Origin of the sequence: Pedobacter psychrodurus, assembly GCF_004331735.1 — a bacterium.
Taxonomy (GTDB): domain Bacteria; phylum Bacteroidota; class Bacteroidia; order Sphingobacteriales; family Sphingobacteriaceae; genus Pedobacter; species Pedobacter psychrodurus.
This window is the reverse complement of the sequence record NZ_SJSO01000005.1, coordinates 85564-110580: the sequence shown is the minus strand read 5'-3', so window position 1 is coordinate 110580 and position 25017 is coordinate 85564. Positions and strand designations below refer to the sequence as shown.

The following is a 25017-nucleotide window of genomic DNA, read 5'->3' as shown; positions in this document are numbered from 1 at the left end:
AATGAAGTATATTTAGCTATCACACAAAACATTATTGCACAAACACGCACAAACACGCAAGTAATATATTTTTAAAATGTTTTTATACATTCGTATAAAATCAAATGATTTATGCTAAAAAAAGAACGTCACGATTTTATCATGCGCCAGATTAACCTGCACAACCGGGTGCTAACCTCAGATCTGGTTCAACTGCTTAATGTTTCAGAGGATACGATCAGACGAGACTTACAAGAACTTGTTGATGATGGATTACTGTTTAAAGTGCATGGAGGAGCCTTATCTAAATCATATCATAGCTCTTTCGATGATAGCACGGTATATGCAAGAGATAGTAAAATTGTGATTGCAAAAAAAACAATCCGTTTGATAAAGGATGGCATGGTGGTGCTAATTGGTGGAGGCACAACTATCCTAGAATTGGTTAAACAACTACCACAACATCTGGGGGCCACATTCTTTACCATTAGTCCACTTGTTGCTGTAGAACTGGCTAAATACAACAATATTGAAGTGATATTAATTGGAGGTCTTTTTTCTAAAAACTCACAAATAACTTATGGCGGCCATGTAATTAGCCAATTAGCTGAAATTAAGGTCGATTTATGCTTAATGGGCACAAGTGCCATACACCCGGAAGAAGGACTAACAGATACCGATTGGGAAATTAACCAACTCAAAAAGGCAATGGTAGCCTGTGCTAAAAAAACAGCGGTGCTTTGTATTTCAGAAAAACTGGATATCACTTTGAGGCTAAAAGTTTGCCCAATAGAAAATATAAGCTATTTAATCACCGAATTAGAAGTAGAGCACGAGTCTTTAGCCGGTTACCGCGCTAAAGAACTAAATATTTTATAAAGAGTCCCGATTTTCACCAGGACTCTTTATATCTGCTAGAAAGTGGGATCTGCAGGGGTATTGGTATTGTTATCTCTTTCTGCGAAAGGGTAAGGGAAAAAATTCCGCTTACGATCGGCTAAGGGCTGATTAAACCTTCTCATATCCTCGAGCTTTAATCCCGACATAAAAAGCTCAATACAACGGTGCTTGAAAATTAAATCTAAAAGCTGTTGTTGTGTATAAGGACCAGTTAATGATGGCAACCCAGCTCCCATTCCATAATTAGCATCGAGCACATTTCCCGTTGCTGGACGTGTTACGACCTTGTTTAGCTCAGTTAATGATGATCCCAGGTTAGGGGTAGCCTGCCGAGCATAAGCTTCTGCCTTAATTAAAGTCATTTCGCCAGGCAGATAAACTGGAATTGGCGCTAAGCTAGCCGCACCAAAACCATTAATACGCACCGTAGTGCTAACTACGGTATAAAACGGAATCCTTGCGTCGCCAGCATCTGGAATATTGGCACCAGTTTGCCCTAAATTTAAATTTTTAGGTTGGATTACATTATTAGTAGAAGTAGCAATTTCAAAAATGGGATTGAGATTTTGCGCATCATAAGTTAGTGATGATCTTTTAGTTAAATCAACAGCATTGGCACTACTTAAGGCAAGAGCGTAATTGCCAACAAACAACGCATAACGTGCCTTTAATGCATTTAACGTATTTGGAATATCTACTCCTGTGGGAATATTGCTCAAAAACGAAGTACTGATCGGGTTTGCTGCAATTAAGGCCAAAGCATTGTCAATAGTTGCAATAGCTTTGTTAAAGCCTTCTGCCCTTGTAATAAAAGTTACATTTTGCCCGGTTCCTGCTGGAACTTTTTCCCAAAATTCCGACAAATTACCCAAAGCCAAGGCTTTAAAAATACTGGCATGTGCAATTAAGCCGGAAGCCAAACCTTTATCGGCAAGATTAGCGGCATTATTAATCACATTATCTGCATCGAAAATGATTTTATTTGAACTGGTCCAAACATTTAGTAATACCGAATTTGTACCATCTACCTGCACTCCTCCCGTCATCAGCCGGTCTTCATTTGTATTTCCTGTATTAACAGAAATTAACTCATTAGTAGTAATGCCATTAACAGTAATTGCTGCATACAGGAGCCCTGCCCTTGTTGTGGAGAAATTTTTCTGAAGACCAACCGTAATTCCGGTCAAACCTCTTGCAGAAAGGAGCACATCATCAGCTACAGCACCGTTAGGATTTAAATATTCCTTTTTACAAGCAGCCAGTGAAACGGCCAGTGCAAAGAAAAATATGTAGCGAATATATTTTGATCTTGAGTTTTTCATCTTAATATGATTTATTTTTTTCAATTAATTAGAACTTAGCTTGTAAACCGAAAGAAAAAGTGCGTGGAATAGGCACAGAGCCGAAATCGATATTTCTCAAAATTGTGGATTGACCACCAGAGTTCAGCTCAGGATCGTAGCCTTTGTAATTATCCCACGAAATCAGATTTCTTCCGCTTATATTAATTGTTAAATCTTTCACAAACTTCACTTTACCAACATTATAGCTCAAAGAGATTTCTCTTAGTTTTACAAAAGAACCATCATCAATACGCCACTCTTCTACATTGTACGCACCAGCCACATAGCCTCTAGGCAATTGGCCCAACTGCTCTGCTTCGGCAACCTTCCCATTACCTACACCTTGACGAGTTCTCCAATCCGCATTCCATACATCCCCACCTTGAACAGCATCCAATTGAATGTGTAAGCTTAATTTTTTGTAGGTAAAATCGTTAACAAAAGACCCTGTATAATCCGGGTTTGGATCGCCGATTACTTTACGCAAAACATTACCTGCGGCTTGACCTGCAGTTAAAGGAATACCAGCAGGGTTTGTTGCAATATCTCCAGTTGATGTCCGCTCAAAATATGTTCCATAAAAAACACCTACCGGATAACCGTCAGTAATAGAAACAGGTGCGCCAGCATTGGTTGAAATTAATCTCTGTGCACCTGAACCCAAAATTTTATTTCTATTTCGGTTATAGATTAATGTCGATGTCCATGTAAAGTTTTCAGTTTTAACTGGCACGCCGGTAAGCATTAGTTCGATACCTTTATTTTTTAAAGTCCCGCTAATATTGTCTAACAGGCTTGAAAAACCAGTTGTTGGCGCAATTACAACGGGTAATAATAAATCAGTTACACTCTTATTATAATAACTAAAAGTTAAACCCAATCGATTGTTAAAAAAAGACATATCTGTACCGATTTCAAGCTCTTTTTGGCGCTCTGGCTTAACATCAGTATTAGCCAGTGTACTGCTCGATGCCAGTGATGTTTTGCTGTTTAAGGCACTGGGCACATACACATTGAAACGATCATACGCTCCAATCCCTGTTAAATTTCCTGACTGTCCGTAAGCTGCTCTTAATTTGAAAGCATTCCACCATGATGATACCCCAAAATCTTTCCAATAATTGGCAGATGACAATACATAACTCACATTAGCTTTAGGATAAAACTGCGTTCTATTATCTTCTCCAAATACAGTAGATTGATCTACTCTTATGGCGCCGGTTACAAACAAATGGTCTTTATATTTAAAGTTTTGTTGTAAATAAGCTCCGCTAATTGAAAATTCTGAACGACTGTCAACATTTGCCAAAACAGTACTTGCTCCGTTTACCACCTGAACAAAAGGCGCTAACCCACGTCCGTTTAGCAAGCTGTACAGGTCTTTTTGATATTGATAAGAACCACCCAATTGCGTTGTAGAACTTAATAGATCAGATATTTTTGCATCGTAGGTAAAATTTAATTCATTATTAAATAATGTTGTTGTTGCATTTGCCGCACTGGCATAACCGTTTAAAGACGGATCTAAAGTTGGTCCACCACCATAAAAACCTGTACTTACATTATACGTAAAGGGGGGAATATATGTTGTTCCGTTTTGAATGGAGTTATCAACCCCCATGGTATAATCAATGGTTAGGTTTTTAACCGGCGTAAGCTTCAAACCTGTATTTGCAATAATACGATTAGTAAACTGGCGCTGCTTGATATCTTCAATAACAGAAACTGGATTAACACGACCGCGTTCTCCAACAGCTTTTAAATTGCCCAGTATATCTCTTGCAAAAATATCGTGAAAGTTACCAATAATCGTTACAGAGTTCATTGGTGAAAAGAATGAATTACCATCTGGTTTTTCATTAGCATCGCTATGTACATAGTTAAAACCAGCAGTCATCTTTGCCCAGTTATTAATTTTTTGATCCAGATTTGCTCTAAAGTTCATTCTTCTGAAGTCTGTATTTTTAATAATCCCCTGATTAGAAAAATAACCTGCCGAAGTGTAGAACTTGGTATTATCGTTTCCACCAGAAACGGAAACGGAGTTGTCTGTACCCACACCGGTATGAAAAATATAATCCTGATAGTTATATCTGGTAACTGGAGTTTTTGCGGTCTGTAAAACAGGAGTGGCACCAGGAGTGGGTGGAACTGTTTGAATGACATCTTGCGTTACAGAGTTCGCATTATCCCCAAACCTAAAAGGCGACTGGTTTACTTCAATCTGCTTACGAAGCTCGCTGATTGTTAAGCTTGTGCTAAAGCTCACTTGAGGTTCCCCGGTTTTACCTCTCTTGGTAAAAATCTGGATTACTCCTGCATTTGCCCTCGAACCATAAATGGCTGCTGCTGCTGCACCATTCAATACCTCTATATGATCAATATCAGATGGACTAATATCCACCATCCGGTTTTGTCCGATACTTCCAACAAAGTTTCCTCCATCATAATTGGCTGATGTATTGGTTACTCTGGTTGTAGAGTTGTTTACAATTACGCCATCAATGATATATAGTGGCTCCGAAGATGAGTTAACCGAGCTTACCCCTCTTAATCGAACAGAAATTCCTCCTGCCGGATCTCCGGAGTTTTGGCTGATTTGTGCACCTGGTGTTTTACCTTGTAGTGAAGCTAGTGCATTTCCACTAGGTGCTTTGTTTAAATCATCGCCCTTTACCGTACTCACGTAACTACCGAGCTGTTTACGGGTAGTACCTTGAGAAGTACCAGTAACAATTACCTCGTCGAGCCCCACCGCATCGCCACTTAAAGCACTATTTGCCTGAACGTTGGTATTATCGCCAAGTGTTACAGATTCGATATTTGATTTAAACCCGATAAAAGAAATCTGGATCTGGTATTTACCCGGTGTCAAATCAACCGAAAAGCTATACGTTCCGCCCGAACTTGTACTTGTTGCGAGATTTGTATTGATAATTTTTACTACAGCGCCTGGAACAGGGCTGTTATTTGTGGCGTCGGTAACCTTACCACTTATGGTATACCGTTTGTTTTGTGCCTGCGCCATCTCTGTAAATAAGAGCAGCAGAAATGGGATCAACAAAATTGCGAAGAATCCTGGTGACCATTTTAGGTAACTTTTTTCCATAAAATTTGGTTTTGTTAGAAGATTAGTGTTAAAACAAATTTAACAAAATACCGCACAAACCAAATTTTTTAACCTACACAAACTGGTTTACAATCCGTAAAACATTTGTTTATTACGACGGCAAACTAATTTTACCCATACAAACCGAGGGCACTCCTTGCCTGTTGCCAAAATTAATCGGTTTTCCGCACAGGGTTTCATTGGCCAAAACAGCAAATAAAACAGCTTCTTTTGCATCGGGATTAATATTTAAATCATCAGTGGTTAGGAATTTGCAAAAAGGTAGTTTGGTTTGAAGAAGCTGCACCAGTAAAGGGTTATGCATTCCGCCACCACTCATAAAAACCTGCGCTTTAGCTTTATCTCCAAAACAGCGTTTAATAGCGCTGGCAATGGTTTCTGCAGAAAAATGGCACAGGGTAGCCATTACATCTTCTTTCCTTAAATCTCTTGTTAAAGACTGTTCTTGAGCGCTTATTAAATATTCCAGATTAAATAGTTCTGGCCCCGTGGTTTTAGGAAAATCTAAATCAAAAAAGCTGCAATTTAACAACGCAGATAATAGACGGGAATTTAATTCACCAGCCAAGGCAACAGCGGCATTTTTATCATAAAATTGATTAAAATGTTTTTGCACATACTGATCCATCAAAGTATTTCCAGGGCCAACATCCGTAGAAAAAATTTCACTGGCATCGGTACTCCCTGGCAGATAAGTGAAATTTGCTATGCCACCTATATTTAACATTACCCGATCTTCACCAGCTTTCGAAAACATTAAATAATCGCCATAAACAGCCAATGGCGCACCTTCGCCTCCAGCAGCCAAATGTTTTTGCCTAAAATCAGAAAGTGTGATAATCCCCGTTCTTAGCGCAATATGATCACCATCACCAATTTGTAATGTACCATTGGGATAGTCGGCCAGTTGATGCAGAGATTTTGGTGCATGAAAAATCGTTTGGCCGTGGCTGGCAATAAAATCGATAGCCTCATTTTGATAACCCCACTCTTTTAGCGCTTCGTTTATAAGCTCCGCATGGGTATTTGCAATATGCTCGTTCATCAGGCACACCAACTGTAAATCGACTTCTTTTTTAGAAAAAATGGCTTTTATTTTAGCTCTAAAATCGTCAGTATAATCGCCAGTTTTAAATTTTAAAATTTGGATATCAGTATCGGCACCGCTTCCTTTAACCAAACAAAGCACAATATCCAATCCATCCATTGATGTACCACTCATCAATCCTATAATTAAACGTGCCGATTTCCCTGCCTTCGAATACAACTTTTCAATCTGTGTGTTCATATTGGTTTTTATCTTAAAAAGATCAAACGTTTGTTTGCCCCTTTAATCGAATTTTATAAAAATACTTGCAATAAAAGTAAATAACCTTTGTTACAAATTGGGCATAACTCTCTATATTTACTGCTCCGTACATTAAATCCATATAAAAAAAATGGCTAGATTAAATCTACTGGAGGAGACACGTTTCGAGAAATTACCAGTAAGCGTGTTCGAAAATCCAAAAATTGCTTCAATTAATGTAGCACACCGCATTGCCGAGCTCATTAAATCAAAACAAGCAAACAACACACCTGCAGTACTGGGCTTAGCAACAGGTGTTACTCCAATTGCAGTTTATGCCGAACTGGTTAGACTGCACAAAGAAGAGGGCTTGAGTTTTAAAAACGTAATTACTTTCAACCTGGATGAATATTATCCAATGGCGCCAACTGCGGCACAAAGTTATGTTACGTTTATGAACGAAAACCTTTTCAATCATATCGACATTGATAAGAAGAATGTTCACATCCCTGATGGCACGCTTGCGCTTGAAGACATTCCTGCATTCTGCTTAGAATATGAAAAGAAAATAGGTGATCTTGGTGGTCTTGATATCCAGATTTTAGGTATCGGCCGTACGGGTCACATCGGGTTTAACGAGCCGGGCTCTGCACCAAATTCTGGCACTCGTTTGGTTACTTTAGATGATTTGACCCGCCGTGATGCCGCACGTGATTTCGGTGGAAAAACCTTTGTACCAACAAAGGCCATCACCATGGGTATCGGTACAATTTTCAAAGCAAGGGAAATTATATTAATGGCTTGGAGCCGTAAAAAAGCTTCAATTATTAAAAAAGCAGTTGAGGGCGAAATTTCCGGAGATGTTCCCGCAACATACCTGCAGCTTTCTGATCATGTAGAGTTTATCCTCGATGCACCCGCAGCTTCAGAACTGACCCGTTTTGATACACCATGGTTGGTTAAAGATTGTGTTTGGACTGATGCCTTGATCCGCAAAGCGGTGATCTGGTTGGCCAACACCCTGAAAAAACCAATCTTAAAATTAACTGAAGACGATTACAATAACAATGGTATGGCACAACTGGCAACTGAAAAAGGCCCAGTTTACAATATCAACATCCATATCTTTAACAAATTACAGCACACCATTACAGGTTGGCCAGGCGGCAAGCCGAACGCTGATGATTCTCAACGTCCGGAAAGGGCAGAACCAGCCAAGAAGAGAGTAATTATTTTCTCTCCTCACCCTGATGATGATGTGATCTCGATGGGCGGTACTTTTCTCCGCTTGGTTGACCAAGGGCATGATGTACACGTCGCTTACCAAACCTCAGGTAATACCGCGGTTTGGGACGATGATGCACTTCGTTTTGTTGAGTTCAATGTAGATTTCACGGAGAAAATGGGCATGGACAATACGCACTTAAAGGATCTTTATAATAAAATGAGAGCCTTTATTGATCAGAAACAACCAAACCAGATTGATACTCCAGAGATCCAAACAGTTAAAGGACTGATCAGAAAAGGCGAAGCTATTGCCGGTGCAAGATATTGCGGTCTTGAAGATGATCATATCCACTTCCAGGCGCTTCCGTTCTACGAAAGTGGTAAGGTTCAGAAAAACCCTGTAACTGATGCTGATATCGAACTTACAATAGCGCTACTGCAAAAAGTTAAGCCTCAACAGGTTTATGCAGCAGGCGATTTTGAAGACCCACATGGAACACATATTGTTTGTTTCAATATTATCTTGGAAGCACTGAAGCGCTTACGTAAAACTGAAGCTTGGGCACAAGATTGTTGGTTGTGGATGTATCGCGGTGCTTGGCACGAATTTGAAACGCATGAGATCGAAATGGCTGTTCCAATTTCGCCACAAGAGCTTGAACGTAAAAAATATGCTATTTTCAAACACCAGAGCCAAAAAGACAGGGCGGTTTTCCCTGGTGATGACGCTAGAGAGTTCTGGCAACGAGCCGAAGACCGTAACCGTGATACGGCAAAAGCTTACGATGAGCTTGGCCTGGCAGAATACGAAGCAATGGAAGCTTTTGTTCGTTGGAAATTTAAAGATTAATTAAAAAGAAAATAAATAGTAATCCTGCTTTGTTCATTCGAAGCAGGATTTTTTGTGCGCTCAACCTGCAAAATCTTAAAGGCCAAGAGCGTAGAAAGATTTCGCAGGTTTTAACAGGCATTAGAGACTTACGAAGCCCTTTCAACTCCCTATCTAAACTTTTGAGTAATTACGCGCGCTATTTTGAAGATAAATACTTATATTCATATCTGATTAGCCATCCCTAAATCAATTATTCAAATCGTTAGAGTATGAAGATAGAGGAAGGCTGTTGCTACCACATTTACAACAGAGGAAACAATAAGGGTAAAATATTTTTTGAAGATGAAAATTATATTTTCTTTTTAAAGCAGTTTAAAAATTATGTCTTACCATCGGTTGATGTATTGGCTTACTGTTTAATGCCAAACCATTTTCATTTTTTTATCAGGATAAAGGATAGGTTGAATTTTGAAAAAGGAATTAAGAACATGCTTATTTCTTATACTAAAGCAATAAACCAAAGTTATAACCGGGTTGGCGGCTTATGGCAAGGAAGATATAAATCGAAGAAAGTTGATTCTGAGACTTACTATACCCGAATCATCACTTATATACACCAAAACCCATTAACTTCGGGATTGGTAAAAAAAATGGAAGATTATAAGTATTCTTCTTTCAGTTCATATTTATCAGATGAACCAAGTTCGATTTGTAAATCTGAAGTATTAGAATTGTTTGGTGGTTTAGCAGGCTTTATAACTGATCATAGGATTAATGATCAGTGAACTTTCGCTTTGGCTCAAGTTACGAAATCTCGATGGCCGAGCGCGCAGCGAGACTTCAGAAGTTTTGCGAGACATTTCATATAGACTTACGAAGTTACCCGTACCCGCTTAGCCCAAGCTAAACTTCGTAAGTAATTTCTCATTCTAAAAACAATACTCTAAATTAGTTTGCTGAACCCAAACAAGCTAGCCATGACCGAACCTAAACAACGATTACTATCTCTTGATTTTTTCAGGGGATTAACCGTAGCCGCAATGATTTTAGTGAATAATCCGGGCAGCTGGGGGCATATTTATGCACCTTTAGAGCATGCGGAATGGAATGGATGTACACCCACTGATTTAATTTTCCCATTCTTCTTATGGATTGTTGGTGTATCTATTGCCTTTGCCATGAGCAGCAGTAAAGCAGATCCCGCTACACATCAAAAAACAATCATAAAAGCTATAAAACGTGGCATTATACTTTATTTACTCGGTTTCTTCCTTGCCATTTTCGGAAAAATTATCAGTGCCATAATGGACGACAGATCTATCTGGGAGGCTTTTCAAACGGTAAGGCTTTTGGGTGTTTTACAACGGATAGGTATTGTTTTCATCATCAGCAGTATCATTTTCATCAAAGTATCTAACAAAACGATATTCAAAACATTAATAGTAATACTCGCCGTTTACTGGGCGCTAATGACCTTTATTCCTGTACCAGGAGTAGGCTATCCAAACCTTGAAAAAGAAACTAACCTGGCTGCATGGATCGACCGTGGCATTTTAACTGAGGCACACACCTGGGCCTCTTCAAAAACCTGGGATCCAGAGGGAGTTTTGAGCACATTACCAGCAGTGGGAACCTGTTTATTTGGTATTCTGGTTGGCGTTTGGATGCGTAGAAAAGATATAGACAATCCAACTAAGGTTGCCTGGCTATTTACTACCGGCATTGCCTCTGTTATTTTAGGTTTGCTTTGGGATTTACAATTTCCGATTAACAAAGCCCTTTGGACAAGTTCTTATGTGCTCTATGCCGGTGGATTGGCATCTATAGGTTTGGCCCTTTGTTACTGGATAATAGATGTTCAGGGTTACAAAAAATTCACCACTCCTTTTGTTGTTTATGGCGTAAATGCCATAACAGTCTTTTTCTTAGCAGGGTTAATGCCCCGAGTATTAAATCTAATCCAGATTACGAAACCTGATGGTACAAAAACAGGATTATTGGTGCGCTTCTACGAAACTTGTTACAGTCCATTTTTTAGCCCTATAAATGCTTCCTTAGTTTGGGCCGTAACCTATGTACTCGGTTTTTATGTGTTATTATATTTTATGTATAAAAAGAACATTATTATTAAGGTTTAGTAAATTTACGCTATAATTGATTGTCCCCTTTTTGCAATTGAAAAAGAAAACCACCATATATGATATAGCAAAGGAGCTTGATATTACAGTATCAACTGTTTCCAGGGCGCTAAGTGGGTTTCCGGCAATAAGCGATGCCACCAGAAAGGCTGTTGTTGAAATGGCTAAAAAATTAAACTACAGCCCGAATAAACTTGCCTCTGCGTTAAAATCTGGCAAAACTCATATCATTGGTGTAATTGTGCCAAGTGTGCAGGCACATTTCTTTGCATCTATCATCCATTGTATAGAAGACGGGCTGAAGAACAGCGGCTACCGTGTTATTATCTACCAATCCAATGAATCTGTTGAGAATGAAATAAATGGCGTAAGAACCTTACTAGAAGCACAGGTAGATGGAATTATGGCTTCAATGTCTTTAGAAACAGAAGATGTTTCGCACTTTGCCGAAATTATTAAGCAAAATAAACCCCTCATATTATTCGACCGTGTAAATGTAGAATTAAAAGTCCCTACCATTACACTTGATGATTTCAAGGCGGGTTATATTGCTACAAAACATTTAATCGATCAGGGTTATAAAAAAATTGCGTTTGTAACCACCGTTCATCAGATTAAAATATTTAACGATCGCTTAGAAGGATACAAAGCAGCTTTAACAGACCATAACCTTCCGCTAATAGAAGAACATATTATTTTTGGAGGTTTATCCATTAAAGACGGCCGATTTGGTGCCGGCAAGTTAATGCGCAGCAGAAACAAGCCCGATGCGATTATCGCGGGTGATGATTTTACCGCCCTAGGTGTAATTAAGAAGCTTAAAGAGATTGATGAAACACCACCTGAAGTTGGTGTAATTGGTTTCGCCAATGAAGCATTCTCAGCTTACATTACACCTAACCTATCAACAATTGATCAGCATGCGCCACAAATGGGCAAAGAATGTGCTAAAATGTTTCTGAAAATGATTAATCAGGAGAGCCCATACGCCAATATGGAGCATATTGTGCTCGATCCAGCTGTTGTAGAAAGAGAATCGACTAATAAAAAGGATTAATAGCGCCTATTATTCCTTCGCTAACGGAACTTCGATACCAACAGGACCACTAGGATCACTTTCATTTTTTAATCGATCTAGCGCAGTTACGAGATAGCTGTACCGCTTTCCACTTTCTACACTGGTATCAATATATGAAAGATAATCTTCAAAGCTTATTTTAACAATGTTCTTAGGATCGAGTACCGAAATTTTTTCTCCTTCAGTAAATCGGTAAATTACAAATCCCGAAGCCGTTTCTCCATCTTTTGCCTTTAACGGAAGTTGCCATTTTAAATGTACACCATCTTTTAGTGCATCAGCCGTTAATGCTTGAGGTTGGTTTGGTGGTACCTCATCCAGCCATGGCATTTGCGGTGGCAAAGCAGGGTATTTATAAAAATCATTTTTTAACGAATCGCCTACGGCTTTAGCAACTGTACTTAATGATTTAGAACTAAAAAACACACTCCCCTGAATTCGGTTATTGTCTCTTATGTATCTAATCTGATTGGGTATTTCCCTTAGGTTTTTCCATGCTGCTTCTGCCCTCGAATTTACCAGATAAGCGCCCTGCCCGATATAAACATGCCTGCCAAAAGTATTATTACTCCACCAATCAACCAAAACACCATATGGTGCTACCCTTCTGGTAAACGTAAAATAAATCTGCGGATTGATGTAATCTACCCAACCTTCTCTAACCCATTTACGGCTATCGGCAAAAAGTTCTGCATAATTAGATAAGCCACTGGTAGCAGAACCTTCGGGATCTTCGTTTTTATTTTTCCAGATACCAAAAGGACTAATACCAAACTTCACCCATTTTTTATAGTGGTGAATACTGTCGTCCAGCTGCTTGATGAGCAGATCGACATTATTGCGTCTCCAATCTTTTATATCTGAAAAATTATTGGGGTATTTGTAAAAAGTATTACCATCGTTAATCGTTTGTCCCTCTACTTTATAAGGGTAAAAATAATCGTCAAAGTGAATTCCATCAATATCATATCCCTTTACTACATCTAAAATTACCTGAACTATATATTCCCTCACATCAGGAATACCCGGATCAAACTGCTTTTTGCCACCATAGGTAAAAAACCAATCAGGATGTTTACGATAAGCATGGTTTTCACTCAAAACAGCCGAGCTGCTCATACTGGCTCTATAAGGATTAAACCAGGCATGAAGCTCCATTCCCCTGAAATGAGCTTCTTTAATGGCAAAGGCCAAAGGGTCGTAACCAGGTGCAGGTGCTAAACCTTGTTTACCCATTAACCATTGGCTCCAGGGCTCTCTAGATTTTGCGTAAAATGCATCAGCTGCCGGTCTAACTTGCAAAATAATTGCATTCAGCCCCTGGCTTTTATGTCTTTCTAAAATGCCAATCAGCTCCTGCTTTTGTTGATCAATGCTTAAACCTGGCCTCGATGGCCAGTCTATATTGGTAACAGTAGCCACCCAAACACCTCTAAACTCCCTTTTTGGTGCAATTTTTGATAAAGGTTGTGCATTTAATATATAAGGTACTACAGTTAAAGATAAAAGTGCGTATAGGAAGTTTTTAAGCATTATTTCTGTCTTATTTTTTATTCAGGTTGTGTGTTTGTGTTGATTTGAATACAAATGAACACTAGCAAGTAAACGATTTTTTTTAAAAACTCTTATAAGTTTATTAAAAATTTTAATTTGTGCCCTGCTAAAATTAATTGTGTACACCCATTTACCTATGGAGAACAAAAGTATATTAATTTACAGAAGATACAGCGTTATTAAAAATGGAACCACAAAAGATTAATAAGGGTGATAGAAACAAAATTTACTTCCTGGTCATCGTTATTGCAGCTTTAATTGGCACAAATGCTTACTTGTTTTTTAAAGATCGAAAGCAAAGTGAAAGATTTGTTACAGTTAGTACAGAGAAGGATAAACTACGGCTTGAGGTAGAAAAGATTGAGGTTGAGCTGGATAAGGTTAATGCATTAAACCTGGATTTAAACGAGAAGCTTGTTGAAGAACAGAAGCTTGCCCGGGTAAAAATCGAAGAACTTAAAGCAGCTTTAGAAAAAAACCAGATTACTCAGGGCGAACTCGACAAAGCCAATACACAAATTAATGAGCTGAAAACATTTGTAAAAAACTACAATGATCAGATTATTCAGCTGCAGAAAGACAATATTTTTCTAAAAAACAGTCGCGATAGCCTACAGAATACCCTAAGAAACATCAGTAATAAGGCATCGAACTTAGAAAACGAAAACTCTAATCTAAATGCGAAAGTTAAAACTGCCGCGGCATTAAAGCTTCAATCGGCCGAAATTATTGCTTTCAGGACAAAATCAAGCGGTAAAAAAGTAGAAGTAACCAAATCATCTACTGCAGAGAAGTTAAGTGTGCGCTTTAATGTTGTGCCTAACCAATTAGCAGAAAAGGGACATCATAACATTTATCTTCGGGTATTCGATCCGGCGGGGAATCTGCTTGCAGACGAGGGAAACCATTTTGAGGCTGATGGGCAGGATATGCAGTTCAGCCATTCTATTTTTATTAACTACAATAACGATGACAGTACCTATGTTATCGATTGGGCAAACCCTAAACCATTTATAAAGGGTATATATACCGTAATTTTATACGCCGATGGTAATACCATGGGTAAAGCTCAAGTGGAGTTGAGATAAAACCCACCATCCGATTAACCAAATCCATACCTGTTATTTTTTAATTTAAGCTAAAGGAAAGTTCAAATAGAACGTTGTTCCTAAACCGTTTATGGAGGTAAACTTAACTGAACCGCCGGCATTTTCTACAGCCTGCTTAACAAAAGCTAAGCCTAAGCCTGTACCAGATGTTTTAGTAGTGAAGTTCGGTACAAATATTTTATCGTGCAGCACTGGCGGTATACCTTTTCCATTATCTTTTATTTCTATGTATGCATTTTTCACATCTACATATACAATAATGGTAATGCAGCATAAAGTTTCCTCATCTATAGCTTCTATCGCGTTTTTAAGCAGATTGTTAAACGTTCTTAAAAGCTGATCATGATCGGCCATGATTTCGATGTCCTTATCGCTCTTGTTTAGCACATCAATGGTTACGTTTTCGGTACTTTTAAATACCTCTCTTGCCTGCTCAATAATTGGAAGTAAAGAAAGGCGCTCCAGATTGGTATCGGGCATTTTGGCAAAATTAGAAAACTCAGAAGCAATTTTCGAAAGACTATCGATCTGTTCTATAAACGATTTGCTAAACTTATTAAACTTAAGTTCGAAATTAGGATCTTTCTCTTTCCACGATTTCTCTAACAACTGAACACCTAATTTTAAAGGCGTTAGCGGATTCTTGATTTCATGGGCAACCTGTTTGGCCATTTCTCTCCAGGCGCTCTCACGTTCCGATCTGGCCAGCTTAATCGCACTATCTTCCAAGGCCGCAATCATATGGTTATATTCCTTAATTAAAGAGCCGATCTCATCATGTCTACGCCATACAATAGGCTCGTTTTTTTGCCCGATTTTCGTTTTACTAATACTTTCCTGAATGAAAGTTAAGGGATTGGTAATCTGATTGGCCAAAAACACAGCCAATACTCCAATAGCCACAAATACCAGCGCATAAAGATTAATCAGGTTACTTACAAAAAGCGCCAGTTTATCGCTGTACTCTTCTTCGTTTGAATAATTTGGTAAACCAATATAAGCAATTGTTTTATTTTGGGCATTTCTGATGGGTGCATATGCGGCTGCGTAGGTTAAATTGCCAATTTTTTCATCTGGGTTGATAAATTCCGACCGATGCAAGCCTCCTAAAGAAGCAAAGGCAGATGGCCCCATCTTTTTACCGATAATTTTGTAATTATAAAGCTTGGGATAGGTAGTCATGATCAGGTTGCCACTCAGGTCATATAAATTTAAATCAGCATTGTTGATATCGGCAAAATTGTTAAAATCTGCGGCAGTGCTCTCGTCGTTTGCAATAATACCATTACTAAAAATCTGCTTCTCAAAGTTTTGTTGAACCTTCCTTATTTTATCCTTTAATATAGCATCCTGCTGTCCACGGTACTCATTATTCATATAATAGTAAGTTCCCCAACCTACAATAACCAGCGTTGCCACAACGGCCAATACAATAGAAACCTGGATCCTGGTTTTGTACAAAATCTTATTGGCGTTGATCATTAATGACCTGTTGATACTAAACCAACCTACCTTATCATCATCAAGGTTTTTGATTAACCATATTAAACCATAAAGTAACAAGGAGAAGATGATAAATATCAAGAAGAAAAACGATAGCGCTGCCAAACGTTCTACATAATCTACCTTCTCTTTGCTGATAACAACCATTTTGCTGTTGGTAGGCTTATAAATTAAATGGCTGTAATGAAGTTTATCATCATTACTGGTTATAAAATCATCTTTTTTACCCTTAAATATGCTTCCATCTAAAGGATATGTATAATTTCCAGATTGATTAAGCAACTTATTATTGCTGTACAAGGCAATAGAATAACCTTTAAAATCTTCGTCTTTGATCAATTTCTGATCTCCTAAAAGATCGGGTAGCCGATTGTTGTAATTATATGGCTTCGACCGGAGTTCTATAACGAGTGTACCTAATAAACCACCATTATCTACAATCGAAATAATCCCAAAGTAATCCTGGTAACCAAATGTATTGTTAACCTGATAAAAAAAGTTAGATCCATCAATTTTAACAGACCCAGCCTCGACCAGGTTTTTATATTTATCGATCGGTGGTGTCTCAGAATTCTCTATCGCAGCACCCAATCTATCATATGGATAGATCTGATAATCATACCGGTTTAAATAGCCATCTAAATAATCTTTAATATGATTTTTGAGTACCGCGTAAGTGCCTTTTCTGTTTTGACTAAAATAGCTTGTCAGAAAATTATCTTTAACAATTTCATTGCCCAAAGTACCTAAAGCAATAATAGCATTCGGATCTTCTGATGATTGCACTTTTCTGGCCAAAGGCTCGCGCAAACTTCTTTCTTTAATATCTTTATACTTGGTGTATTTAATAGAAGTATTAAAAGCCAGGCAGAAAAATACGATGGCAAACATGCCGATTGAAAAGTTCTTTTCTTTTAAATAAACGGCCCGCGCCACGATAAATAACACAAGGGCAAAAACAATAAAAAACGCATTAAAATCTACCACTAGCTTGTAGATAAAAACACCTGCAAAGCCAATAAAAAAAACAATGACCCGCTCCTTATTGGTTACATTTAATTGGCTACTTACCGTTGCCGAAACAGCAGTTATCAGGTAAATCTGAAACCAGGCCAGACACAAAATTACAATACCCACCCAGCTGGTTCCACTGAGTTTAAGGATATTAATGATATCGAAATTAATTTTTGAGTTAAAAATCAATCCGAAGAAAATATCATCAGTATCCCAAACTATCCGGCCAATCAATACCATTAATCCAGCCTGAATAACAATTCCAATTATTTTGCTCCGCTTAATCCATTCCGGAAACTTATATTGTTCCTTGTGGTTGTACATAAACAAGAGTGACCAGGTTAATACAATTACATTCAAGAGAAAATCGCCTAGCGAAGGCATCAGGAAATTATCAGCATATATCTTCGGATCAAATAGATCTAAAGTAAACCTGTGGTTAAACCAACCATAATACAAATCTGTTAACCGAAAGGCTAAGAAGAAAAACAATAACAAAAAAGTACCCCAGGCAATATGTCCACGCCTGGCAATGAACGAACTTAAAGAATTAAAAAACATACAGATGCATAACATACCGGCAACAAACAACCATAATTGTGTGCCTGAATAATGGGTTTCTGCATACCCTGGTTTAACCTTAAGTCCGAATAAAAACTTATTATCCAAATTTTTAATTACATATACATCCTTATCTGTAAAAGATGCGAACGTTAATATTTTGGTATTTGATAAAATTGGATCGATATCATTTTTAAAATACTTTGTTTCTTTAAAAGGATATTGAGATTGAATGGTAATCAAGAAAATAAAGCTAAAATTGCCCTGAGTACTTTTAATCACCTCGTACCAGCCATTATAAAAAAACAAGACAGAACTACCCTCTTTTATTGTAGTTGGATCTATTTCTGCGACTTTATAGGTGCTCCAAAACTTAAGTTGGTTATTTTGATAGGTTAACAGGTTTATGCCATTGTTTTTGCGGTAGGTATTGATAAAATCTATTGCATTTTGTGGGCTGAGATGAAACTGTTTTGCCTTGATAACCTGATTTTTATCAGCCAAAAAGCTTTTTACCGCTTTTTCTTTGATCAAAAGGTTCTGTTGAATCTCTTGCGCGTCGTGCTCAAGGAGCTCACTTTTGGTTGTAAACCGACTTAACGAAATAGAAGTTGCAATGAGGCAACAGCCCAAAACAAGCAATAGAAATCTTATTTTTACACCAAAGCTCATTTTCATCTACGGATAAAGATATTAAATATTGATAAAAAACAACGCCATAAACAGTTGAGTTTATGGCGTTGGCAAAATATTCTATTTTGAATAAAATTAAGCTATGGCAGCACTACTTGTTTGTACCTCGCGGCTTACCTTTTTAACCAATCCCTGTAACACATTACCTGGGCCAACCTCTACAAATTCAGTTGCCCCATCGGCAAGCATGTTCCCTACTGTTTGTGTCCAACGTACAGCACCAGTTAATTGTTTAATTAAATTGTCTTTAATTTCAGCTGGATCGGTATATGGCTTTGCATCAACATTTTGATAAACCGGGCAAATTGGTGCAACAATAGGCGTAGCTTCTATAGCAGCCTGTAATTCAATTTTTGCTGGCTCCATTAATGGAGAGTGGAATGCACCACCTACATTTAATTTTAAAGCTCTTTTAGCTCCTGCTTCTGTTAATTTAGCACAAGCGAGATCAATTCCTTCTATGCTGCCCGAAATTACCAACTGCCCTGGGCAGTTATAATTTGCAGGAACTACTACAGCATCAATTTCTGCACAGATTTTCTCCACCACATCATCAGCTAAACCTAAAATAGCTGCCATTGTTGATGGTTGCGCTTCACAAGCTTTTTGCATCGCATTTGCACGGGCAATAACCAGTTTTAATCCATCTTCAAAGCTTAATGCATTTGCAGCCACTAAAGCCGAAAATTCGCCTAACGAATGGCCTGCAACCATATCTGGTTTAAAATCATCGCCCAATACTTTTGCTAAAATAACCGAATGCAAAAAGATTGCTGGTTGGGTTACATTAGTTTGTTTAAGATCTTCATCTGTTCCGCTGAACATAATATCGCTAATACGGAAACCGATAATCTCATTGGCTTGTTCAAATAATGCTGCAGCTTTGGGGTTCTCATAAAGATCTTTACCCATACCTACAAACTGCGCTCCCTGTCCGGGAAAAATATATGCTTTCATATCTCTTAATCCCCTAAAAGGGAAATTAAATATTTAGTTAAATTATTATTGTTAAATCCATACCCCCTCTAGGGGGATGGGGGTTAATCTAAACTTGCGGTAATTAACCTTAAAAACTCGGCTCTTGTTTTATCGTTACTTAAAAAAGTTCCTGTAAAGGCTGATGTTGTTGTTACCGAATTTTGCTTTTGCACACCACGCATAGACATGCATAAGTGCCTGCATTCCATCACCACCGCAACGCCCATTGGGTTAAGGGTATTTTGAATACAATCTCTAATTTCGTTCGTTAAACGTTCCTGTACCTGCAAACGACGGGCAAAAGCATCAACTACACGCGGAATTTTACTTAAACCAACAATATGCCCGTTAGGAATATAAGCGATATGTGCTTTACCGAAGAAGGGCAACATATGGTGTTCGCACATCGAATACACTTCAATATCCTTAACCACAACCATTTGGCTATAATCCTCTTCAAACATTGCACCCTTCAAAATTTCATCAGGTTTTAAATCGTAACCATGTGTTAAATATTGCAGCGCCTTAGCCACGCGCTCAGGTGTTTTTAGTAAACCCTCGCGTTCTGGATTTTCGCCCAACTGGCCAAGAATATCTTTATAATGTGTAGCTACAGCTTCAATTTTATCTTCGTTGTAACGGTCTATTTTTACATAACCGTCTCTCGATTCGCCTTTCAATACGTCTTTATTGCTCATTAATTCAGGTTTTTAACCAAAGTATTCAACAAAATTATTTTCGGTTTCGTATATTTTTACGCAATGCAAAACAGCACCGCTCTCTGCAATCGGTGCCCATAATTGTTTCCAGATTTCTATGGCCAGATTTTCAGTTGAAGCCAACTTGCCTTTCATAAAATCTACATCAAGATTTAAATTTTTATGATCAACCTTATCTACCACATAGTCATTCATTACGTCTTTCAGCCATTTTAAATCAACAAGAAAACCCGTTTCCGGATTAACTTCGCCTTTAACTGTAACATATAACCAATAGTTATGGCCATGCCAATTGGGGTTGGCACATTTACCATAAACTTCATTGTTTTTATCATCATCCCAATCGGTACGGGCCAATTTGTGCGCCGCATTAAATGATGCTTTTCTCGTTATGTAAATCATTACTATAAAATAAAATGCAAATATACAGATAAAGGTTCAAGCTTAAAGACTAAAGACCAAAGCTTACATAAAACCTAAAACTTTAATGAAAACAATCTACTAACTTTACCTTATGAAAACTTTAGTTGTTGCTGCTACAAAAGCTGAGCTCACCTTCTTTTACCAGCATTTTAACCTGCCTGACGGAGATTTTGTGGAAAGTAAAAATTTCGATTTGCTGATTACCGGAGTTGGGATGGTGGCAACAGCCTTTGCCCTGGGCAAACATTTTTCATCTAAATATAGCCTTGTGGTAAATTTCGGTATCGCCGGAAGCTTCGATCGGAACATAGCCTTAGGTACAGTATTAAATATTACTGAAGATACTTTTGCTGAACTAGGCGCCGAAAATGGGGATGAATTTTTAACCATAAGCGATTTAGGCTTTGGGGAGAACCATTATACCTCGAAAACACACAAAAGAGTTAACCTACCCGTAGCAAAAGGGATAACCATGAACTGTGTAACGGGAAGCGAAAAAAGTATCAAAAATCTAATCAAGAGGTTAAATCCAACTACCGAAAGTATGGAAGGTGCTGCTGTTTTTTATGCCAGTAAACAGTTAAAGGTAGATTGCTTACAGATCAGAAGTATATCTAATTATGTAGAGCCGAGAAATAAAGACAATTGGAAAATTGGTTTAGCCATTAAAAATTTAAACGATTGGGCGATCTCTTTTATTGTAGAAATGAACTGATTATGACCAATTACTGTAGTACAGTAGTTAATTTTGATTTATGACACTTACACTTGGATTTTCTCCCTGCCCCAACGACACCTTCATTTTCGATGCGCTAATTCACCATAAAATTGATACTGAAGGATTAGAATTTGAGGTTTCTTATGATGATGTAGAAACTTTAAACCAAAAGGCGCTTAGGGGCGAATTAGACATTACCAAGTTAAGTTTCCATGCATTTGCCTATGTGGCCAACCAGTATGCCTTACTGGATGCTGGGAGTGCCCTCGGATTCGGCGTGGGTCCACTTTTGATCAGTAAGAACCATTTTAATGGAGAAAATGACGCTGAACTTCAAACGCCAAACTCTAAACTGAGGGTTGGAATACCAGGGAAATACACCACGGCAAATTTCCTGCTAGGCATTGCTTATCCTCACTTACAAAATAAGCAGGAACTTGTTTTTTCGGAAATTGAATCGGCTTTACTTAACGAGCAGATTGATTTAGGACTGATTATTCACGAAAACAGGTTTACCTATCAGGATAAAGGTTTGAATAAGATTGTTGATTTAGGCGATTATTGGGAAAAACTAACCGGTTGTGCCATCCCATTGGGTGGCATCGTAATCAACCGTAATTTAGATCGAGAGGTGCAGTTAAAAGTGAACCGTTTAATCCGCCAGTCGGTAGAGTTTGCCTTTGCACATCCAAAATCGGGGATCGATTTTATCCGCCAGCATGCCCAGGCCATGGAAGAAAGCGTGATGTACAAACACATCGAATTATATGTAAATAAGTACAGCATAAACCTTGGAGAAGAAGGCCGTAAAGCGGTTGATACTTTGTTTAAACTTGCCCAGGAACGGAATATCATTCCCGCTATTCAGGAGAATTTGTATATTTAGCGATATTTTATACTGTGATGCGTCATGCTGAATTTATTTCAGCATCTTCCCTTTAATGCGTTACATTGATCCTGAAACAAGTTCAGGATGACGAATGCTTAAATTAGATTTAACTTACCAATAGTTTATAGCCTTTTCCGTGCACGTTAATAATTTCTACTGCCGGATCGGCCCTAAGATACTTACGCAACTTACTCAAAAACACATCCATACTTCTTCCGTTAAAGTAATTGTCATCATGCCAGATACTTAACAGTGCTTCTTCACGGGTTAAAACGGTATTTTTTTTCAAACACAATAAACGCAACAGCTCGGCTTCTTTAGTAGACAGTTTTTGTTGGTGATCGTTATCGGTAATAATCTGCGTAGTATAATCGAAATGATATTGACCAATAGAAAACTGCGTTTCGGCAGCCTCTTCGTTGTTGTCTGTTTTATTGGCTACGCGCTTAAACATCGCATTAATACGCAGTAAAAGCTCCTCTATACGGAAAGGCTTGGTAATATAATCATCACCACCTAAATCATAGGCAGCAGATTTATCTTCCAACATGGTTTTTGCCGTTGCAAAAATAATAGGCACCTGTGTGTTTACCTTCCTAATGTCTTTACCCAAGGTAAAACCATCTTTTTTAGGCATCATCACATCCAAAATACATAAATCGAAGTTCTGCTTATTAAACGTTCTCAATCCATCCTCACCATCGGTGCATAGTACTACATCAAACTTGCCTTTTAGCTGCAAATAGTCTTGTAACAATAAACCTAAATTTGGGTCATCTTCTACCAAAAGTATTTTTTTCATTTTCTTGTTTTTATTCACATATGTAGCATTAGCCACACTGAAAGTTTGATTCTGAATATGCATGACGGTTTAATTTGTAATAGATTAAATTAATACGCTACTATTTTAACTAAATTAAACCTGTTCTATTTTAATGTATCGATAAAGCAAGCTTTTGTATCGATGTTTAACTGTTTATAAAGGTAAAGATATTTCGAATGTTGTTCCTCTATCTTTTTCGCTACTTACCTTAACCGTTCCATTCAATTTTTTAATAATATCCTGAACATAGTTTAAACCTAGGCCGAAGCCTTTAACATCGTGTAAATTACCTGTTGGCACCCTATAAAACTGATCGAAAATCCGTTTAGACTGCTCCTTGGTCATTCCAATGCCCTTATCTGCTATTTCGATAATTAAATTCTTACCGGCATTGCGGGTAGTAATGGTAATCTCTGGTGTATCGCTACTGTATTTATTTGCATTATCGATAAGATTATAAATTACATTAGACAGATGCAGCTCATCGCCATATATAACCGCATTCTCTGCATCGGTATGTACATTAATAATAGCATTCCTTTTCTGTAGTTGCAATTCCATACTATCCAACACAATCACAATCAAATCGTTCACATCTACTTCGGTGTTCTCCATTTTAAGCTCACCTTTTTCTAATCGGGCAATACTTAAAACACGTTCGATGTGACTACCCAGGCGAACATTTTCATCATAAATAATCCCTGCCAAACGTTTTAACCTGGCTTTATCTGCTGTCACCTCCGGATCTTTCAAAGCCTCACTGGCAATCATAATAGTGGCCACAGGGGTTTTAAACTCGTGTGTCATGTTATTGATGAAATCTGTTTTCATTTCCGACAGTTTTTTCTGCTTTAAAATGGCATACAGGGTATACGAGAAAATAAAAACAAGTACCAATAACAGACCGACTGATGAGGCAAGCGTTGCACTTAGATTAGAAATAATAGCCGAATTTTTATTCGGAAAACTTACGAAAAGCATTCCAGGATCGCGAAAAATATCGTTTCCAAACAAAGGTGTTTTATAGGTATTTTCGGGCAAAAATTCTCCTTTAACGTTAGAGGCCGTCATAAAAATGGTCGAATCTTTTCTGGCTAACGAAATCCGGTAAGAAGGTTCTAGTGTAATATTATTGGCAAGGAGCTCTTGCTTTAATAAAATGCCCAACGAGCTAAAATTAATGCGTTTATAGATGGGTACATTGGTTTCCTGCAGTTCTTTAGATACATCTTCTACTACACTCGATCGGGTATATGAAAAAGTATCCTTACCCAGTGCCGCAATTTTAATCTTTAATTTTTTTTTCTCAATCTCATCCTCACGTTGAAATTTTTTCTCTAAATCATCAGAAATCTTTGGAACACTTACCGTAAGTGGCTTGGCATTTCCAGGGTCGTAAACTAAATACCTTAAAGTATCTGGCAGGCTTTGTAAACTTTTAAATTCGAATGCTTTTGGTGGCGCAGCAAAAGGTTTTGTGCGCATGCTATATCCTTTTAAAATAAGGCTTTTAACATCAATGAATGCATCCATCTGCAAATCCAGCTTGTCGCCATTTTTTGAAGTCAAAGAAGTATATTCCAATTCAGAAATTACATTCGGTGCCCGATAAGATACACGGATAATACTATCTTGTTGGTTTAAGTAATTCTCAATCTGATTTTCTCTTTCGGCTTGCCTTAGCTCTGTCTCTTGCACATATTGTTGCCGTAAATCTTTAATATCTAACGCCCGTTGCCTTGAATCTTGTACCTGCTTCAACTTATTTTCAGCATCTTTCCGATTTAAGTGATCTGCAACATTTCTACGCTGTAGTTTATTTACAACCGATGTTAACGTTTGGTTTACCTGTTCATCAAAAAGCTGAGATTTTAGTTTATAGGATTCCCTGATGTAATACAGCTGCATTACAAAAACACCAAGCAAAGCCACCGTCATTAAAACGGTAATTAACCAAAAACTCTTTTTCTTCATGAACTAGATTGGTTTTAAGGTTAAAAAAAACCGGAGCATAATCTTCTTAAATCTAAACAGATATCAAAAATACTGATTAGCAGGGCTAAGTGTTTGTTTTTAACATATTTTAACAGCGCGAAGCACAGGAAAGACTTCCGAAGT

18 protein-coding genes are annotated in these 25017 nt (G+C 37.9%); 8 read left to right on the top strand and 10 right to left on the bottom strand.

Features of this window, described 5'->3' with window-relative positions:
- Positions 1-111: 111 nt before the first annotated feature.
- Positions 112-858, top strand: a complete 747-nt coding sequence (locus EZ456_RS07300) for a DeoR/GlpR family DNA-binding transcription regulator (RefSeq protein WP_131528748.1) — start codon at positions 112-114, stop codon at positions 856-858.
- A 35-nt stretch (positions 859-893) separates the two neighbouring features.
- Here the strand turns inward: EZ456_RS07300 and EZ456_RS07295 are convergent, their stop codons facing one another.
- The 3 genes from EZ456_RS07295 to EZ456_RS07285 form a co-directional block, all read right to left on the bottom strand.
- Positions 894-2201: a RagB/SusD family nutrient uptake outer membrane protein gene (locus tag EZ456_RS07295; RefSeq protein WP_131528747.1), complete on the bottom strand. Its 1308-nt coding sequence runs from the start codon at positions 2199-2201 to the stop codon at positions 894-896.
- A 28-nt stretch (positions 2202-2229) separates the two neighbouring features.
- Entirely contained in the window at positions 2230-5331 is a 3102-nt protein-coding gene (locus EZ456_RS07290) for a SusC/RagA family TonB-linked outer membrane protein (RefSeq protein WP_131528746.1), read from the bottom strand.
- Positions 5332-5443: 112 nt separating this feature from the next.
- Positions 5444-6640, bottom strand: a complete 1197-nt coding sequence (locus EZ456_RS07285; RefSeq protein WP_131528745.1) for an anhydro-N-acetylmuramic acid kinase — start codon at positions 6638-6640, stop codon at positions 5444-5446.
- A gap of 151 nt (positions 6641-6791) precedes the next feature.
- Here EZ456_RS07285 and nagB point away from each other — a divergent pair, with 151 nt between their 5' ends.
- The 4 genes from nagB (at position 6792) to EZ456_RS07265 (ending at position 11894) form a co-directional block, all read left to right on the top strand.
- Positions 6792-8717, top strand: a complete 1926-nt coding sequence (gene nagB / locus EZ456_RS07280; protein ID WP_131528744.1) for a glucosamine-6-phosphate deaminase — start codon at positions 6792-6794, stop codon at positions 8715-8717.
- 251 nt (positions 8718-8968) lie between these two features.
- On the top strand, positions 8969-9484 hold the full coding sequence (locus EZ456_RS07275) for a transposase (protein WP_131528743.1): 516 nt from the start codon (positions 8969-8971) through the stop codon (positions 9482-9484).
- A 192-nt stretch (positions 9485-9676) separates the two neighbouring features.
- Positions 9677-10837, top strand: coding sequence for an acyltransferase family protein (locus EZ456_RS07270; protein WP_131528742.1), 1161 nt, complete (start codon positions 9677-9679; stop codon positions 10835-10837).
- A gap of 37 nt (positions 10838-10874) precedes the next feature.
- Positions 10875-11894, top strand: a complete 1020-nt coding sequence (locus EZ456_RS07265; protein ID WP_131528741.1) for a LacI family DNA-binding transcriptional regulator — start codon at positions 10875-10877, stop codon at positions 11892-11894.
- 9 nt (positions 11895-11903) lie between these two features.
- Here EZ456_RS07265 and EZ456_RS07260 read toward each other — a convergent pair whose 3' ends face one another.
- On the bottom strand, positions 11904-13448 hold the full coding sequence (locus tag EZ456_RS07260; protein WP_131528740.1) for a glycoside hydrolase family 10 protein: 1545 nt from the start codon (positions 13446-13448) through the stop codon (positions 11904-11906).
- Positions 13449-13654: 206 nt separating this feature from the next.
- On the opposite strand from EZ456_RS07260, the gene EZ456_RS07255 reads away from it, so the two are divergent.
- Complete coding sequence (locus tag EZ456_RS07255; protein ID WP_131528739.1) at positions 13655-14557, top strand: coiled-coil domain-containing protein; 903 nt, start codon at positions 13655-13657, stop codon at positions 14555-14557.
- 45 nt (positions 14558-14602) lie between these two features.
- Here the strand turns inward: EZ456_RS07255 and EZ456_RS07250 are convergent, their stop codons facing one another.
- The 4 genes from EZ456_RS07250 to EZ456_RS07235 form a co-directional block, all read right to left on the bottom strand.
- A complete protein-coding gene (locus EZ456_RS07250; protein ID WP_131528738.1) occupies positions 14603-18334 on the bottom strand; it encodes a sensor histidine kinase in 3732 nt (1243 codons plus the stop codon).
- Positions 18335-18424: 90 nt separating this feature from the next.
- Entirely contained in the window at positions 18425-19306 is an 882-nt protein-coding gene (fabD, locus tag EZ456_RS07245) for an ACP S-malonyltransferase (RefSeq protein WP_131528737.1), read from the bottom strand.
- Between the two features lie 83 nt (positions 19307-19389).
- Complete coding sequence (folE, locus tag EZ456_RS07240; RefSeq protein WP_116250505.1) at positions 19390-20025, bottom strand: GTP cyclohydrolase I FolE; 636 nt, start codon at positions 20023-20025, stop codon at positions 19390-19392.
- A 12-nt stretch (positions 20026-20037) separates the two neighbouring features.
- Positions 20038-20448: a 6-pyruvoyl trahydropterin synthase family protein gene (locus EZ456_RS07235; protein ID WP_029274209.1), complete on the bottom strand. Its 411-nt coding sequence runs from the start codon at positions 20446-20448 to the stop codon at positions 20038-20040.
- A 112-nt stretch (positions 20449-20560) separates the two neighbouring features.
- On the opposite strand from EZ456_RS07235, the gene mqnB reads away from it, so the two are divergent.
- Positions 20561-21184, top strand: coding sequence for a futalosine hydrolase (mqnB, locus tag EZ456_RS07230; protein WP_131528736.1), 624 nt, complete (start codon positions 20561-20563; stop codon positions 21182-21184).
- A gap of 40 nt (positions 21185-21224) precedes the next feature.
- Positions 21225-22073: a menaquinone biosynthesis family protein gene (locus EZ456_RS07225; RefSeq protein ID WP_131528734.1), complete on the top strand. Its 849-nt coding sequence runs from the start codon at positions 21225-21227 to the stop codon at positions 22071-22073.
- A gap of 109 nt (positions 22074-22182) precedes the next feature.
- Here EZ456_RS07225 and EZ456_RS07220 read toward each other — a convergent pair whose 3' ends face one another.
- Both EZ456_RS07220 and EZ456_RS07215 read right to left on the bottom strand, forming a co-directional pair.
- Positions 22183-22878: a response regulator transcription factor gene (locus EZ456_RS07220; protein WP_131528732.1), complete on the bottom strand. Its 696-nt coding sequence runs from the start codon at positions 22876-22878 to the stop codon at positions 22183-22185.
- A gap of 174 nt (positions 22879-23052) precedes the next feature.
- Positions 23053-24873 (bottom strand): sensor histidine kinase, encoded by a 1821-nt coding sequence (locus EZ456_RS07215; protein WP_131528730.1) that lies wholly within the window; start codon positions 24871-24873, stop codon positions 23053-23055.
- Positions 24874-25017 lie beyond the last annotated feature (144 nt).

Excerpts from the sequence above, each read along its gene's own strand:
- EZ456_RS07275 (WP_131528743.1), top strand. The coding sequence starts at position 8,969 with ATGAAGATAGAGGAAGGCTGTTGCTACCACATTTACAACAGAGGAAAC.
- EZ456_RS07300 (WP_131528748.1), top strand. The coding sequence starts at position 112 with ATGCTAAAAAAAGAACGTCACGATTTTATCATGCGCCAGATTAACCTG.
- EZ456_RS07215 (WP_131528730.1), bottom strand. The coding sequence starts at position 24,873 with ATGAAGAAAAAGAGTTTTTGGTTAATTACCGTTTTAATGACGGTGGCT.
- EZ456_RS07260 (WP_131528740.1), bottom strand. The coding sequence starts at position 13,448 with ATGCTTAAAAACTTCCTATACGCACTTTTATCTTTAACTGTAGTACCT.
- EZ456_RS07220 (WP_131528732.1), bottom strand. The coding sequence starts at position 22,878 with ATGAAAAAAATACTTTTGGTAGAAGATGACCCAAATTTAGGTTTATTG.
- nagB (WP_131528744.1), top strand. The coding sequence starts at position 6,792 with ATGGCTAGATTAAATCTACTGGAGGAGACACGTTTCGAGAAATTACCA.
- EZ456_RS07225 (WP_131528734.1), top strand. The coding sequence starts at position 21,225 with ATGACACTTACACTTGGATTTTCTCCCTGCCCCAACGACACCTTCATT.
- fabD (WP_131528737.1), bottom strand. The coding sequence starts at position 19,306 with ATGAAAGCATATATTTTTCCCGGACAGGGAGCGCAGTTTGTAGGTATG.
- EZ456_RS07235 (WP_029274209.1), bottom strand. The coding sequence starts at position 20,448 with ATGATTTACATAACGAGAAAAGCATCATTTAATGCGGCGCACAAATTG.
- EZ456_RS07270 (WP_131528742.1), top strand. The coding sequence starts at position 9,677 with ATGACCGAACCTAAACAACGATTACTATCTCTTGATTTTTTCAGGGGA.
- EZ456_RS07255 (WP_131528739.1), top strand. The coding sequence starts at position 13,655 with ATGGAACCACAAAAGATTAATAAGGGTGATAGAAACAAAATTTACTTC.
- EZ456_RS07290 (WP_131528746.1), bottom strand. The coding sequence starts at position 5,331 with ATGGAAAAAAGTTACCTAAAATGGTCACCAGGATTCTTCGCAATTTTG.
- EZ456_RS07295 (WP_131528747.1), bottom strand. The coding sequence starts at position 2,201 with ATGAAAAACTCAAGATCAAAATATATTCGCTACATATTTTTCTTTGCA.
- EZ456_RS07250 (WP_131528738.1), bottom strand. The coding sequence starts at position 18,334 with ATGAAAATGAGCTTTGGTGTAAAAATAAGATTTCTATTGCTTGTTTTG.
- folE (WP_116250505.1), bottom strand. The coding sequence starts at position 20,025 with ATGAGCAATAAAGACGTATTGAAAGGCGAATCGAGAGACGGTTATGTA.
- EZ456_RS07285 (WP_131528745.1), bottom strand. The coding sequence starts at position 6,640 with ATGAACACACAGATTGAAAAGTTGTATTCGAAGGCAGGGAAATCGGCA.
- mqnB (WP_131528736.1), top strand. The coding sequence starts at position 20,561 with ATGAAAACTTTAGTTGTTGCTGCTACAAAAGCTGAGCTCACCTTCTTT.